Annotated in this window: 15 protein-coding genes and 1 pseudogene; 9 read left to right on the forward strand and 7 right to left on the reverse strand. The window is 41.4% G+C overall.

Features of this window, described 5'->3' with window-relative positions; translation table 11 throughout:
• Nucleotides 1-116, reverse strand: a pseudogene (locus EWV60_RS16150) (photosystem II D2 protein (photosystem q(a) protein)); the annotation flags it as partial.
• 524 nt (nucleotides 117-640) lie between these two features.
• Here EWV60_RS16150 and EWV60_RS16155 point away from each other — a divergent pair.
• The 4 genes from EWV60_RS16155 to EWV60_RS16170 all read left to right on the forward strand — a co-directional run bounded on the left by EWV60_RS16155 (nucleotide 641) and on the right by EWV60_RS16170 (nucleotide 4,765).
• Nucleotides 641-2,371, forward strand: coding sequence for a patatin-like phospholipase family protein (locus EWV60_RS16155; protein WP_287233326.1), 1,731 nt, complete (start codon nucleotides 641-643; stop codon nucleotides 2,369-2,371).
• A gap of 329 nt (nucleotides 2,372-2,700) precedes the next feature.
• Entirely contained in the window at nucleotides 2,701-2,970 is a 270-nt protein-coding gene (locus tag EWV60_RS16160) for a UPF0367 protein family (RefSeq protein ID WP_002755014.1), read from the forward strand.
• A gap of 492 nt (nucleotides 2,971-3,462) precedes the next feature.
• Complete coding sequence (locus tag EWV60_RS16165; RefSeq protein WP_287233330.1) at nucleotides 3,463-4,131, forward strand: energy-coupling factor ABC transporter ATP-binding protein; 669 nt, start codon at nucleotides 3,463-3,465, stop codon at nucleotides 4,129-4,131.
• Between the two features lie 22 nt (nucleotides 4,132-4,153).
• Complete coding sequence (locus tag EWV60_RS16170) at nucleotides 4,154-4,765, forward strand: NYN domain-containing protein (protein ID WP_002773473.1); 612 nt, start codon at nucleotides 4,154-4,156, stop codon at nucleotides 4,763-4,765.
• Between the two features lie 129 nt (nucleotides 4,766-4,894).
• Here EWV60_RS16170 and sfsA read toward each other — a convergent pair whose 3' ends face one another.
• Nucleotides 4,895-5,614, reverse strand: a complete 720-nt coding sequence (gene sfsA / locus EWV60_RS16175) for a DNA/RNA nuclease SfsA (RefSeq protein ID WP_287233333.1) — start codon at nucleotides 5,612-5,614, stop codon at nucleotides 4,895-4,897.
• Nucleotides 5,615-5,877: 263 nt separating this feature from the next.
• On the opposite strand from sfsA, the gene aroC reads away from it, so the two are divergent.
• A complete protein-coding gene (gene aroC / locus EWV60_RS16180; protein ID WP_287233336.1) occupies nucleotides 5,878-6,978 on the forward strand; it encodes a chorismate synthase in 1,101 nt (366 codons plus the stop codon).
• A 13-nt stretch (nucleotides 6,979-6,991) separates the two neighbouring features.
• Entirely contained in the window at nucleotides 6,992-8,194 is a 1,203-nt protein-coding gene (locus EWV60_RS16185; RefSeq protein WP_287233338.1) for a glycosyltransferase family 4 protein, read from the forward strand.
• 259 nt (nucleotides 8,195-8,453) lie between these two features.
• Here the strand turns inward: EWV60_RS16185 and EWV60_RS16190 are convergent, their stop codons facing one another.
• Nucleotides 8,454-9,044, reverse strand: coding sequence for a Uma2 family endonuclease (locus tag EWV60_RS16190; RefSeq protein ID WP_287233341.1), 591 nt, complete (start codon nucleotides 9,042-9,044; stop codon nucleotides 8,454-8,456).
• Nucleotides 9,045-9,120: 76 nt separating this feature from the next.
• On the opposite strand from EWV60_RS16190, the gene EWV60_RS16195 reads away from it, so the two are divergent.
• From EWV60_RS16195 to EWV60_RS16205, 3 genes are all read left to right on the forward strand, one after another.
• The gene (locus EWV60_RS16195) at nucleotides 9,121-9,405 is read left to right on the forward strand and encodes a hypothetical protein (protein ID WP_002773484.1); all 285 of its coding nucleotides are present in this window, start codon (nucleotides 9,121-9,123) and stop codon (nucleotides 9,403-9,405) included.
• Entirely contained in the window at nucleotides 9,402-9,821 is a 420-nt protein-coding gene (locus tag EWV60_RS16200) for a type II toxin-antitoxin system VapC family toxin (RefSeq protein WP_016516424.1), read from the forward strand. The genes EWV60_RS16195 and EWV60_RS16200 overlap by 4 nt, the downstream gene beginning before the upstream one ends.
• A gap of 79 nt (nucleotides 9,822-9,900) precedes the next feature.
• Nucleotides 9,901-11,457 carry an AAA-like domain-containing protein gene (locus tag EWV60_RS16205; protein ID WP_036397083.1) on the forward strand — a complete coding sequence of 519 codons (1,557 nt, stop codon included), beginning with the start codon at nucleotides 9,901-9,903 and terminating at the stop codon, nucleotides 11,455-11,457.
• Between the two features lie 27 nt (nucleotides 11,458-11,484).
• Here EWV60_RS16205 and EWV60_RS16210 read toward each other — a convergent pair whose 3' ends face one another.
• From EWV60_RS16210 to EWV60_RS16225, 4 genes are all read right to left on the reverse strand, one after another.
• Entirely contained in the window at nucleotides 11,485-11,730 is a 246-nt protein-coding gene (locus EWV60_RS16210; RefSeq protein WP_016516422.1) for a hypothetical protein, read from the reverse strand.
• A gap of 317 nt (nucleotides 11,731-12,047) precedes the next feature.
• On the reverse strand, nucleotides 12,048-12,200 hold the full coding sequence (locus EWV60_RS16215; RefSeq protein ID WP_002737765.1) for a hypothetical protein: 153 nt from the start codon (nucleotides 12,198-12,200) through the stop codon (nucleotides 12,048-12,050).
• Nucleotides 12,187-13,065 carry an SDR family oxidoreductase gene (locus tag EWV60_RS16220; RefSeq protein WP_287233346.1) on the reverse strand — a complete coding sequence of 293 codons (879 nt, stop codon included), beginning with the start codon at nucleotides 13,063-13,065 and terminating at the stop codon, nucleotides 12,187-12,189. Before EWV60_RS16220 ends, EWV60_RS16215 begins: the two co-directional genes overlap by 14 nt.
• Before the next feature lie 3 nt (nucleotides 13,066-13,068).
• On the reverse strand, nucleotides 13,069-13,377 hold the full coding sequence (locus EWV60_RS16225; protein WP_287233348.1) for a hypothetical protein: 309 nt from the start codon (nucleotides 13,375-13,377) through the stop codon (nucleotides 13,069-13,071).
• Nucleotides 13,378-13,629 lie beyond the last annotated feature (252 nt).

Below are 13,629 nucleotides of genomic sequence, written 5' to 3' on the forward strand. Positions count from 1 at the left end.
CAGGGGAAGAGTAGTAAACCAGACCAACCGATGAAGACGAAACGGTCTCTTTTGAGCCAGTCATCGAGAGCATCAAACAGCCCTCTTTCTGGGGCGCGTCCGACAGCAATGGTCATGGGGGTTTTCTCCGAAAAATGTATATTATTGCTAAGATTCCGCCCTCTCTTCTCCATCTATCCGAGCAGGCGAGCAGATGTGTGGAAGAATTGTGAGAAATCTTTACTTTTCTTAACTTACACTATATTGGGAAAAATGACCAATATTTTTTAGGTCGATCTTAAGAAAATCTAAAATTTTTCGGGAGACCACTTGCTGGGCGACATTCGGCGAAGACTTCGGCGTGAGCTTTTGTCGAACGCTCAGTCGAGCGGACGGTGAGGCTTCGACGGTGAGCTCAGCCGAACCGCTTGTCGAACCGCCGTTGCGGGGGGAGATGGTATTCGGAAGCTTGGCTCGTTCAATATTATCGATGTAGGGCAGCTTGAGTGGAATGCTAGACCCTTCTCGGCGGTAATTATGCCAAAATTGAGGTGATTAAACCCCAAAGTGCCATATTAAGTCTTATTAAGGGGTGTTAGACCGATGGCAGTGGGATAGTAGGATGGGGGGGCGGGACTGCATAAAAACCGAGGTCAAATTTATGTCCAAGAAGCTTGCTGTTGTAATTAGTGGGGCAGTATCTCTAGGTAGTTTTGAAGCTGGGGTAATCTATGAAGTTTTAGAGGCGATCGCTAGACATAATGAATCTTTATCCGAAAATTCCGAAAATGATGAAAATCGTATCGAAATTGATGTCATCACAGGTGCTTCAGCAGGAGGGATGACTGCTTGTATCCTAGCTCAGAATTTACTTTATGATGATGGCTCCCTCAGAGAGCCTTATAAAAACTCACTTTATAAGGCATGGGTCGAAAAAGTTGATATAGTTCCTTTGCTTAAGGTTGCGAAGGAGGATCAGCACATATCCTTGCTTAATAAGGGAGTTGTTGAGCGTATTGCGGCGGAACTCCTTCAAGATAAAGAGGAGCCTGAGCGGACAAAACATCCTGCTGCAAGCTCGGAGATTCAGATTGGAGTCGCCATGTCTAATTTGAATGGTTTTAATTATCAAGTCAAAACCTCTGGGAATAAGACATTTGCTTACACTCGATTCAAAGATCAGTTTGTTTGTAGTGTCCGCCGAGAAGAAAACGGTGACGCAGTCCTGAAAGAAAAGAAACTCGAAGATGATACATGGGAAGATTTTACAGACATAAAATGGTCTGATTTGCGAGAGGCTGGTATATCATCGGGCGCATTTCCATTAGCCTTTCCCATGAAAAGTATTTTTCGTGTTGGCTCAGGAAAATTTTCTAACAGAGATAGTAAAAACAAGAACGATGATAATCCAGATTCGGTTCATAAAGGTAACTATCTTTATACGGATGGTGGTGTGTTTGAAAATGAGCCTGTAGGAATGGCTAGAGCGCTCGTCGATCAAGCTCAAGAAAAAGAAGATAATGTAACTCGATACTATCTGCTTGTTAAGCCTGGAGAACGCAAGGCTTCAGAAGATCCATTCCTGAATCAAGAGCAAAATCTCTTGACGACAGCCATTGCATTATTTGGTGCAATCTTTCAACAAGCTCAGTTTCAGGACTGGATTATGGAAAAGATAGATTCTCCTGAGCTTTTGACCATTACCTCTAACGATAGTGAGTTGATTGGGGATGTCTTCTCTGCTTTTTCTGGTTTCCTAGAAGAAAAATTCAGAGCTTATGATTATAACATTGGCAGAGAGCGTGCTAGAGAGCAGCTAAAAGAAGCTCATCGACGCAGATTACTCAGTTTCGATCCGAACGAGCCAGACAAGATGCCAGCTATTGAATGGAAAGTTGTGGAAGTGGATGACAGGGGGAACCGAACACTGGCACGATGGGAGGATGTAAAGTCCAAGCTAGGTGAATTAGCAAAAGAAATTAGAGTAGATGCTAAAGATAAAGTAATTGTAGATGATCAAGGGGATCAATGGAAAAAAGGGAAAAGAAGTCAACTTAAAGAATTGCATCGCTTGATGCATGAAGTTAAGCCAGAGACGCGTAAAGAGATTTGTGAACAATTAAAGGAACGACTGGGATCTCTGGTTGATTTTATTAACGATAAATACCTTGCCAAAGCTGACAAGCAAAATCCAGTTGGCGTTAATTTAAATAATCTTCAGTTCATTCGTGAACTAATTAAGTCAGCAAAGGCAGCAGAATTCTCTGATATTGATTTAGATATTAATTTTAAATTAATGGCTAGAGAAGCATTTGGAAAACCATTAGCTAAGATAATTTTGGTAGGAGTTCTTGATTTTTGGTTGGAAAAAAATATTTTGAATCCACCTTAACTCTCCTAATGTCACTTTCGGAGGCGTTTCCAGATACCAAAGGCTGAAGTCCTTTAATGGCAAAGCTCGCTGTAGGGTGCGTTCCCTGATGCAACTCCTACTGCTGTACCGATAGATTTTTGGGGAACGCACCATGCACATTCATTCAAGCAAGTGATTACCAGCTAACAACGCCTCTGCACACCCACTGCCGAGAGTTAATCGGTGATAGTGAACAGCAATCAGTGAACTGAAAACCCACATCTGATCACTAATACCCTAAAACCCCAACACCCAAGCCCTGCTATACAATGGTTTTTGACTTGTTTTTTGGAAGGGAACGCTAAACCATGTATTCGATCGATATTACCCTGAAACTTTCGCCCATCCCCATTTCCGTGCAGCGCAAGGAAGAAGCAGGAGCAGACTCTTTGTATCAAACAATTATTAACGCCATGCGATCGCCTAATCCCGAATTATTAGAATTAACCTGCGAAAAACAAACCGATAAAAAGGTGGCGGTTTTTAGCGATCAGATCAGTGCGGTGATTGTGTCACAAAAATCCGGGGCTGCCTCCACCGGCAGAGTGCCGGGGTTTGTCACCTTAGCCACAGAATAGTTCTTTCATCAGTTATCAGTGAGCAGTAATCAGTAATCAGTGACAAGAAAACGCCAACCACCTACATAACACTTTCCACTGAAAACTCAAATCTGATAACTGATAAGCTGTTCATAATTTAAATTGCTTGTTGAGACGAGGCAAGAGGCACTCTTGCAAGAGGCAACAGTAAAGGGATTGGAGGAGATTGGGCTGATCATTAAGAATAAGCGGTTTAAATAGGGTTTGCGGCAAAAAGTACGGGCGAAGCATTCGGATAGAAAATCTACGGTTTCATCGATAGGTTATTGCCCGAATGCTTCGCCCCTACAGGACTCGGGCCGATGAAGACGCAAGGTTTGGAAGCACGATTCTCTCAAAATCTTGTACCTGTGGGAGCAAGAAAAGCCACAAAACCCCTATCTTGCCTACATTTCACATTTATTCAGCAAGCCCTAAATAAGTCTTAGCTTAACTGATAACTGATAACTGATAACTGATAACTGATAATTCATGACTATAAAAGTAACAGACCTCTGCTTTAGCTGGCCGAATGGGAAATCAGTATTAAATGGCTGCTCTTTGCAAGTTCCCAGAGGGGAATTTTGGATGTTGTTGGGGACAAATGGCAGCGGTAAATCAACCCTGCTGCGGCTCTTAGCGGGATTATTAAAACCTAGTCGCGGGGAAATAGAGATACCTAACCCCCTCGGTTTTGTTTTTCAAAATCCCGACCATCAGTTAGTTATGCCAACAGTGGGGGCAGATGTGGCCTTTGGGTTGGTATCCGAGGGTTTATCCACGCCGGCAATTCGGGCGCGGGTGCGGGAATCCCTAGGGGCGGTGAATTTATTAGAAATGGAAAAACGACCGATCTATGCTCTCAGTGGCGGACAAAAGCAAAGAATCGCCATTGCGGGGGCTTTAGCTCGTCATTGCGAGGTTTTGCTCTTTGATGAACCCACCGCCCTTTTGGATGGGGATACCCAGTTAGAATTAGTCTCTCAAGTGCAGAAATTGGTCAAAAACCGAGGTATTACGGCCCTTTGGGTGACGCATCGCCTGGAGGAATTGGATTACAGCGATGGGGCATTTTTGTTAGAGGGGGGTAAGGTAACGGATCGGGGAAATCCCCTAGACTTAAAAGCGAGATTATTGGCAAGTGTGGCGGTTGAATCTTAAATTTTTTGTTAATATCATTAGGATGCTGTTTTTTAGAACTGCCCTTAATGCTACACCAATTACTCTCAAAGCCATGGTTAATTCTTCTGATCGTTCCCTTCTGCTGGTTGACGGCTACAACGTCATCGGCGCTTGGCCGTCCCTGAAAAAAATTAGCGATCGCCACGGTCTCGAACCAGCGCGAGACAAGTTAATTGAAACCCTAATCGGTTACACCCACCATCAGGGTTATCAAACCCAAATCGTCTTCGATTCCTACCTTCAAGATACCCCCGGCAGCCAAGAACGCTACACTAACCATTTATCGGTTTATTTTACCGCCCACGCTCAAACCGCCGACACCTATATCGAGAAAACCTGTGCCGATTTTTGGCACGATCGCGCCCCAGCTATCGGACGGATTATCGTCGCTACCTCTGATAATGCCCAAAAAATGACCGTTATGGGTTATGGGGCCCACTGGATTTCCGCTCAACGTCTGGAAATCGAGGTGGATTTAACCGGTCGTCGTCTGAGAAAATCCCAGAGTTCTTCTCAAAGTCCCAAAGGGCGTTTTTTATTCCATTCTCTCGATGCTCAGGTGCAACAGAAATTAGAGAAAATGCGCCACGGAATTAGTTATCAAAAACCTTGACAAATTACCTCAAATATGTATCGACAAAAATCCCCATTAGAGGCACAGGTAACTGTGTCTCTAAGCTTTTCAAGGTCAGTTGCGGTTCAGGGGATTTTGTTAAAAGCCGGCCGATCTAAACTACTCGTTTCACAGCTGCAATTCTGCTAAACCTAAATAATAAATTCCCGTGGGTGTCACTTGGAAGCGACAGGGTAAAACCTTGACTCCTTTAGCCACTGCTTGACGCAATAACTGCCCGTATTTAGCATCCTTACTATCCCCCGGAGCAAATCGGTCACAATCACCCCGATTAATAAAGTAGAGCATAATCGCCTCCGCTGCCGGCAATAAAGCCATTAATTCCTGTAAATGCTTCTGTCCTCGCGTGGTGACAGTATCGGGAAAAAGTGCCGTTTCTCCCTGATTCCAAGTGGTATTTTTAACCTCGATATAGGTGAGGGAATTATCCCCATGGGTCAAAAGAAAATCAATTCTACTGCCATTATTTTGACCGTAGGCCACTTCCGATCGCACTTCGGTGTCATTTTTGACCAAATCGGGAAAAACTCCTTGCAACAGGGCATTTTTCACCACCTGATTAGGAAGATTGGTATTAACTCCCACCCAAGTCTCCCCCAGTTGAATCATCTCCCAGGTGTAAGCTAATTTTCGCTTCGGGTTATCACTACGGGAAAGATAAACCGGTTGACCTTCTACGCATACATCTGTCATCGGTCCGGTATTAGCGCAATGGGCCGTAATTAATTCTCCGTTGTCCAATTGTATATCGGCAAAAAAGCGTTTGTAACGTTTAATTAAAATACCCTTGACAAGAGAAGGGTAAGTGTGAACTAACAAGGGAGTCATCAAATTTCTGCCGAGGAATATAAGGTAAAGAATAGCCTTTTTTTGGGAATCTTAACCTGAAGACAGTAGATAGGGATTTAGGGAGATAGGGAGATGGGGAAATTTCGGCTAAATTCCCCACTACCCCACCACTCCACCACCCAATTCATAATTCATAATTCATAATTCATAATTCATAATTCCCAACCCCCAACCCCTATTCCCGAAAAACTGATAACCGCTCAGGTACAATAAAACCTTGAGGCTTAATAGACATTGAGATTATGGGTAACACTTTCGGACGACTATTTCGGGTTTCCACTTTTGGAGAATCTCACGGGGGTGGGGTAGGAGTGGTTATCGATGGTTGTCCTCCGCGCTTAGAAATTTCTGAAGAGGAGATTCAAATCGATTTAGACCGTCGCAAACCGGGACAAAGCAGAATCGTGACCCCGCGTCGGGAAAATGACATTTGTGAGATAATTTCGGGCGTTTTTGAAGGCAAAACCCTCGGTACACCGATCGCTATTTTAGTGCGGAATCAGGATGCTCGTTCGCAAGATTACAACGAAATGGCCGAGAAATTCCGACCTTCCCATGCGGATGCCACCTACGAAGCAAAATACGGCATTCGCAACTGGAAAGGAGGGGGCAGATCTTCGGCCCGGGAAACCATCGGCCGGGTGGCTGCAGCAGCGATCGCTAAAAAAATCCTTAAATCTGTCTATAATGTCGAGATTATCGGTTATGTGAAGCGAATTAAAGATATTGAGGCAATCATCGACCCCAACACCGTCACCCTCGACGAGGTGGAAAGTAATATAGTGCGTTGTCCCAACGGGGAAACGGCCGCCAAAATGATCGCCCTGATCGACCAAATTCGCCTGAATAAAGACTCGATCGGCGGTGTGGTGGAATGTGTAGCCAGAAATGTGCCGAAAGGTCTAGGAGAACCCGTTTTTGATAAGCTAGAAGCCGATTTAGCTAAGGGGATGATGTCCTTACCCGCGAGTAAGGGATTTGAAATCGGATCGGGATTCGCGGGAACCTTCTTAACCGGCAGCGAACACAATGACGAGTATTTTATCGATGATAACGGGGAAATTCGCACCAATAGCAATCGTTCGGGGGGCATTCAAGGGGGAATCAGTAACGGTGAAAATATTATTATCCGCATCGCTTTTAAACCCACCGCAACTATCGGTAAAGAACAAAAAACCGTGACGCGCACCGGGGAAGAAACCACCCTGGCAGCCAAAGGAAGACACGATCCTTGTGTTTTACCCCGAGCGGTCCCGATGGTAGAAGCGATGATGGCTTTGGTATTATGCGATCATCTGCTCCGTTTTCAGGGACAATGTACGATTAGCGATCGCTTTTTCTAAACCTTTACCCGCGATGAAATTTTTATTCCTTCATTCCAATTTTCCCGCCCAATTTCGCCATTTAATCACGGTTTTGGCTCAAGACCCCGGAAATCAAGTGATTTTCGGCACTACCAGGCAAGAGGGAGAGATAGCGGGGGTAAAAAAATTTATTTACAAGGAAAGTCGCGCTGTTTCTCCCCAAACCCATCATTATGTCCGTCCCCTCGAAAGTGCGGTTTTACAAGGTCAAGCGGTTTATGCTGTTTGCCAACAACTGAAAAATCAAGGTTTTTATCCCGATATTGTCTATGCACATTCTGGCTGGGGGCCGGGCCTATTTATCAAGGATATTTTCCCGAAAACTAAGTTTTTAGCCTATTTTGAATGGTTTTATCATGCCCATGGTTCCGATGCTGATTTTGATCCGGCGGATCCCCTTAATGCTGATGCCGAGGCCCGGATTAGAATTAAAAATGCCCCGATACTCATCGATCTGGTCAGTTGCGATCGAGGTTTATCGCCGACTATCTGGCAAAAACAACAATTTCCCCCCGAATTTCACTCGAAACTGACGGTTTTACACGATGGCATCGATACGGACTATTTCTGTCCCCGTCCCGATGTGCAGTTAGTCATTCCAGAGATAGGTTTAGATTTATCTGGTGTTAAGGAGATTGTCACCTATGCAACCCGGGGAATGGAACCCTATCGCGGTTTTCCCCAATTTATGACGGCTGTTTCCCTAATTTTAGCCCGTCGGCCTAACTGTCATGTGGTGATTGTCGGGGAGGATCGAGTCGCTTATGGGAAAACTCTACCGGACGGCAAAACCTATAAACAATTGATGTTAGAAAGCCTTTCTTTGGATTTATCCCGGGTGCATTTTACCGGTTCTCTGCCCTACGGTCAATATAAACAGGTTTTACAGGCATCGGCAGCCCATATCTATCTTACTCGTCCTTTTGTGCTGTCCTGGTCAATGTTAGAGGCTATGGCCATGGGTTGCGTCGTGATTGGTTCCGATACTCCCCCCGTGCGAGAATTAATTACTGATGGGGAAAATGGTTTATTAGTGGATTTCTTTTCTCCTCAACAAATAGCCGACCGCGTGGATGAAGTGTTAAATTATCCCCAGGGTTGGCAAAATCTGCGTTTAAATGCGAGGGAAACTATCAAGCAACGCTACGACCTCAAACAATGTTTACAGTATCATCTAGATTGGTTATTGAGTTGATGAAATGAGAGCATTTTCCCAAAAATACTGTCTTTCAAAGGATTCATATCGCTATTAAATTCTTTCTCTTACAATCCTAATTCCTTCCCAAGCAGGAATATTACCTGCTCGTCTTTCTTCTAATAATACGGAGGCGATGAAACGGTTAAATACTTGTTCCCTTGTGATAAAATATTGAAAATTTAATTCTCGGCATTCTGCAACTGTTAAGTTAACCCATAATCTTTAGATAGGCGGAAAAAATCAGCATTTTATATGGTTATGTTGATTCAATAATTTTTATCCCTGCTCTAAATTCCCGCAGTGCTTGAGCATGATTTTCTGTATTAATACAACTCATCAATAAACCTATATCTAAACTCGGTAAAAGTTGCGATTTACTAACAGCTTCATAACCCTCATTTCCTAAACTATAAAACAATAACTCGTCGTTCATCCAAAACCAAACTTCAGGAATTTGTAACCGTTTGTATGCTTCCAGTTTATCAATTCCTCCACTACTAACAACCACCTCAATCACTAAATCAGGATGTTTTCTATTTGCTCCCAACTCATAGGATTTATCACCTTCTCTTTTAACCTTTTCAAATTCATTTTCTAAGGTGACAGAACCAGTAGGAGTAAAATCTAATCCCAAAAATTCTAAATAAATTTCTAGTAAAGCACCAATACGTTCTTTGATAGTTTCGTGTTTTTTCCCTGGCATTTTTCTAATCTCCAAAACTCCATCTAAAAAAGATAACTTTAACCCTGGGCGATCGATTAGCTGTTCAACAGCTTTAAATTCTCTCCAGGTTAAGTCACTAATTAAAATTGGTTCTGCTTCTCGTTCAATGAGTGTAGTTATCATGATTTAAACCCAAATTTAGAGCGTGAATTTTGTTGACTATGATATGATATAAAAACAGAGTATCATAAAAAACATCATGCAAGCATACAAACTCAAAGGAAAAATTGATCAATTTGGTAACTTGCTGATTACCGAACCCCTGAACTTACCCCCCGGAAACGTGGAAATTGTAGTTTGGGCAGCCACAGACACCCTTGATCATACCACAACCCCAACCACTGAATCAGCACCAGAAACACCAAAAAGACCAACTAAAATCAAGGTTTTACAAAACTGGTTTGAGAAAACCCAACCTGCACCTCCTGATTTTGATCCAGATCAAGCTAAATGGGAATATTTAAAGGAGAAACATAACCTGTGAAAGTCTTGCTTGATACCAACATAATTATAGATATTGCCCTGGAAAGACAGCCTTACTTTACTAATAGCGAGACAGTTTTGGCATTTGTTGAACAGGGACAAATAGAAGGCTACATTTCAGCATCAACTATTAGTGACCTTTATTATCTTATTCGTAAACAAAAAGGTCGAGATTTAACTATTGAGTTTTTGCAAGAAATACTTACTTTTTGTCAAATTGCTACAGTAAATCAGGCTGCAATTATAATGGCTTTCACAACCAATTTTCAGGATTTTGAAGATTCTATTCAATACTCTACCGCGGTAGTTAATAAATTGGATGCAATTATTACCCGTAATCCTCAAGATTTCCCCATTGTCACACCACGAATTATCACTCCTGAACAATTAATTGCCGAATTAACCAACTCTCATTAGCAAATTTAGTGGTTTTAATAATGTATCGGGAGCATAAAAAATGTCTAAACTTAAAGAGTTCATCTATTACCAAAATTCTATGACTCGCTGGTTTAATATTGCAGGTCCCTGTTCAGACGATATCCACTATATGCTCTCTCCCACAGTCAGATTACCAGATTTAGAGGAGCTAATTCAACAACGTAGTTATTTTGTTCTTCACGCACCACGACAAACGGGGAAAACCACCGCTATGTTATCCCTAGCAAAACAATTGACTGATACTGGAAATTATGCCGCAGTCATGGTATCTGTAGAAGTAGGAAGTGCATTTAATCATGATCCTACTGCCGCAGAATTAGCAATTTTAGGGGCATGGTATAATACAATTGAGGATAGTTTACCAGAAGAATTACAACCAGCTGCTAAACAATGGCAACAGGAAGAACCAGGAAGCAGAATTAAGGCTTTTTTAAGAGGTTGGGCAAAAGCTATCAATCGTCCCATAGTATTATTTATAGATGAAATTGACTCTTTACAAGACCAAATATTAATATCAGTTTTACGACAGTTAAGAGATGGTTTTCCTAAACGTCCAGAAAATTTTCCCTCGTCAGTAGGATTAATTGGTTTACGAGATGTGAGAGATTATAAAGTAGCATCGGGAGGTAGTGATAGATTAAATACATCCAGTCCTTTTAATATAAAAGTTGCTTCTCTGACTATGCGAAATTTTAATCTCGAAGAAGTAAGAAAATTATATCAACAACATACAGCAGCAACTGGACAAATTTTCACACCAGAAGCTATAGAAACAGCGTTTGATTTAACCCAAGGACAACCTTGGCTAGTTAATGCTTTAGCTAAAGAAATTGTAGAAAAAATGGTAAAAGATAGAAGTATTCTTATTACTAAAGAACATATCTTAACAGCTAAGGAGATATTAATTGCTCGTCAAGATACTCATTTAGATAGTTTAGCGGAAAGACTCAGAGAAAAACGAGTTAAAAACATTATTGAACCAATTTTAGCAGGGCAAACCTTACCCGATACCTTGGCAGATGATAGGCAATATTTAATAGATTTAGGATTATTACGACGTGATCCGATGGGGGGATTAGTTATTTCTAACCCCATATATCGTGAAGTTATTCCCCGCGTTTTAGTACAAGGAACTCAGGACAGTTTACCTTTAATTAGTCCTAGTTGGTTGACTACAACAGGTGAATTAAATGTTGATGCTTTATTAACAGCATTTCTCAAGTTTTGGCGACAACAGGTCGAACCATTATTAAGTAGTGCTGCTTACCATGAAATTGCCCCACATATTGTATTAATGGCTTTTTTGCATCGTGTGGTTAATGGTGGGGGAGTTTTAGAAAGGGAATATGCAATTGGTAGCGATAGAATGGATTTATGTCTGCGTTATAAAGATGTAATTTTAGGGATTGAATTGAAAGTATGGCGGGATAAAAAATGCAATCCGCAAGCTGATGGAATTGAACAATTAGAATCTTATTTAGGATGTTTGGGTTTAGATTTTGGTTGGTTATTTATCTTTGATAGACGGAAAAATGCTTTACCAATGGAAGAAAGATTGTCAACTGAGGTGTTGGTGACGGAAAATCAATATAGAATTATTGTAATTCGGGCGTAAATGTTGATCTATTCCAACACCTTAAAGCTACGGAAAAGTATATAAAATCCATTTCACAGTCTGTATTGCCTCTGTGATTACCTCATCACCCCAAAGTTGTTTCATTACGGGTATTAAATTGTTAATTTCTTCCAATAAAGATTGACGATTATAAGAATATAAAGAGATTCTTGCTCTCCATAGATAATAGAAATATTCTGCATGATTGCCTACTATTTCAGGAACAATAAAGCTACAAAGCAACGCACGTTCTTCCTGTGAAATTCCTTCCATAAAAGCTCATTATATTTTAGTTGTCTTTGGAGATGAAAAAAAGTTTTATCAAGACAAAGAGTTTTTGCCAATTCTTTCACGACAAGTTTATAAGCAAATGCTTAAAAAATGACTTAAGAAAAGACTAAAATAGGAGAAAATTCGGGAAAATAAGCAGGTAAATACGCCAATTAAATTGCAAAGGGTAGTTCAAATGATTCTGGTTCTGATGGAGTTGCCGCCGAGATTATATACATCTGTCCTGAATAAAAAAAGTGCAGGACTTTTAGGGTATTTTACCTTTTTCTTATCAGTATTTCAGGCTTTTTTAACATAGCTTACTTAACTTTTCGCAATCCTTTAGAAAGATAGGCAACGAAAAAAGCTAACACTCCCGTCATCCCTACCTCGAAATAATTAGTCATGAGAATAGCGGTAAAAAAAAGGAGCAAGATAATTAATATAGTCCGCTTTTGTTCAGATAATTTCATCTCTAATTGCCTCTAATTCGGTTTTAATACTTAATGGTTGATAACCTAAAGAAAAAGCAAGAGAACTATCAAGAGAAACATCCTGCGGACGCGGTGCACTCATGGGAACATCGCACTGTAAACAGGGTTTTATTTGTTCCCTGGGAAGCTTAAAAACTGCCGCCATTAGTAAACCAAATTGATAACGAGAAACTCTTTCTTTACCCCCCAGATGAATAATCCCTTGCACTTTTTCTAATGCCAAAAGTAACCCATTCACCGCACTATTAACCCCAACAGCCGTCCGATATTCATCAGTGAATAGAGATAATTCTTTTCCTTCTTGGAGGATTTTTAAAAATGGTTGCAGGAAACTATTAGCACTGGGAGAAGGGGAACCAAACATCAAAGGCATTCGACAAATAGCCGCCCGAGGATATATTGCTAAAATACCCTTTTCTGCCGCTACTTTTTGCTCACCATAGACACTGACTGGAGAAACGGGATCATTTTCGGAATAGGGGGCATTTTTACCATCAAAAACCAAATCGGTAGAGGTAAAAACTAGGGGTATTTGATATTGACTACATAAACGGGCAATTTCTAGAGAAGCTGTCAGATTAATTGCCTCGGATGCTTGGGGAAATTCTTGACAGAGATTCGGTTTTGATTGGGCAGCCCCATGAATTACCGCGTCGGGTTTAATCTGTTGAAAAAGTTCTTTAACTGCGGCTAAGTCTGTTAAATTAATTTTAATTAAATTTGGGTCATTACTATTGACATTGTGATTAAGGTATGTACCGAAACTTGCCCAAGATGAGCGAGTTTTTTGGTAAATATGCCAACCTAAAAACCCACTAACTCCAGTGATTAACAGCGTTTTCATAGTTTAGAGATTAAATCCTTTTTCGTAGGCTAAAAACTGCACTTGCGGTTCCAAAGGTTCACTAACTAAACCAATTCCTGCAAATCCCCATCGCTGCATTAGTCCCTTTAATTGTGTTCCTGAGAGAGTTTCCACAGAAAAATTATTGGCTAAATCCTGAGCATGGGTATTGATATAACTTAAAGCATCATAGGATTCTTTAAACAGAAGCAGATAACTAGCTGGAGTTTCGCTTTCACCTTTTCTCAGACGCGCTACTAGGTATTGTCCGTCTTGTTTTGACCTGAGTGAATAATGTGTAGTTGCTAACATAGTTTATTAAGTGAAAAGTGAAAAGGAAAAAAGGGGTTGGGTGGGGGTACATCCCATTTTTGTAAATCTACTGAGTTGGGATTTTTAAAGGGAAACTATCTTCTAAAATTGGTCATTACTTCCGATTTTACCACTCAATCCAAGCCTTTGGGGGGTTCTACCCCCCAAACCCCCCGTTGGGGGCGTGGCGCCGCCCCCAAACCCCCCGCGCATTAGTTTTTCGGTGGGATGCTTACACGCAGCTGCTGATAC

Source organism: Microcystis sp. Msp_OC_L_20101000_S702, assembly GCF_007095705.1.
GTDB lineage: Bacteria > Cyanobacteriota > Cyanobacteriia > Cyanobacteriales > Microcystaceae > Microcystis > Microcystis ichthyoblabe_A.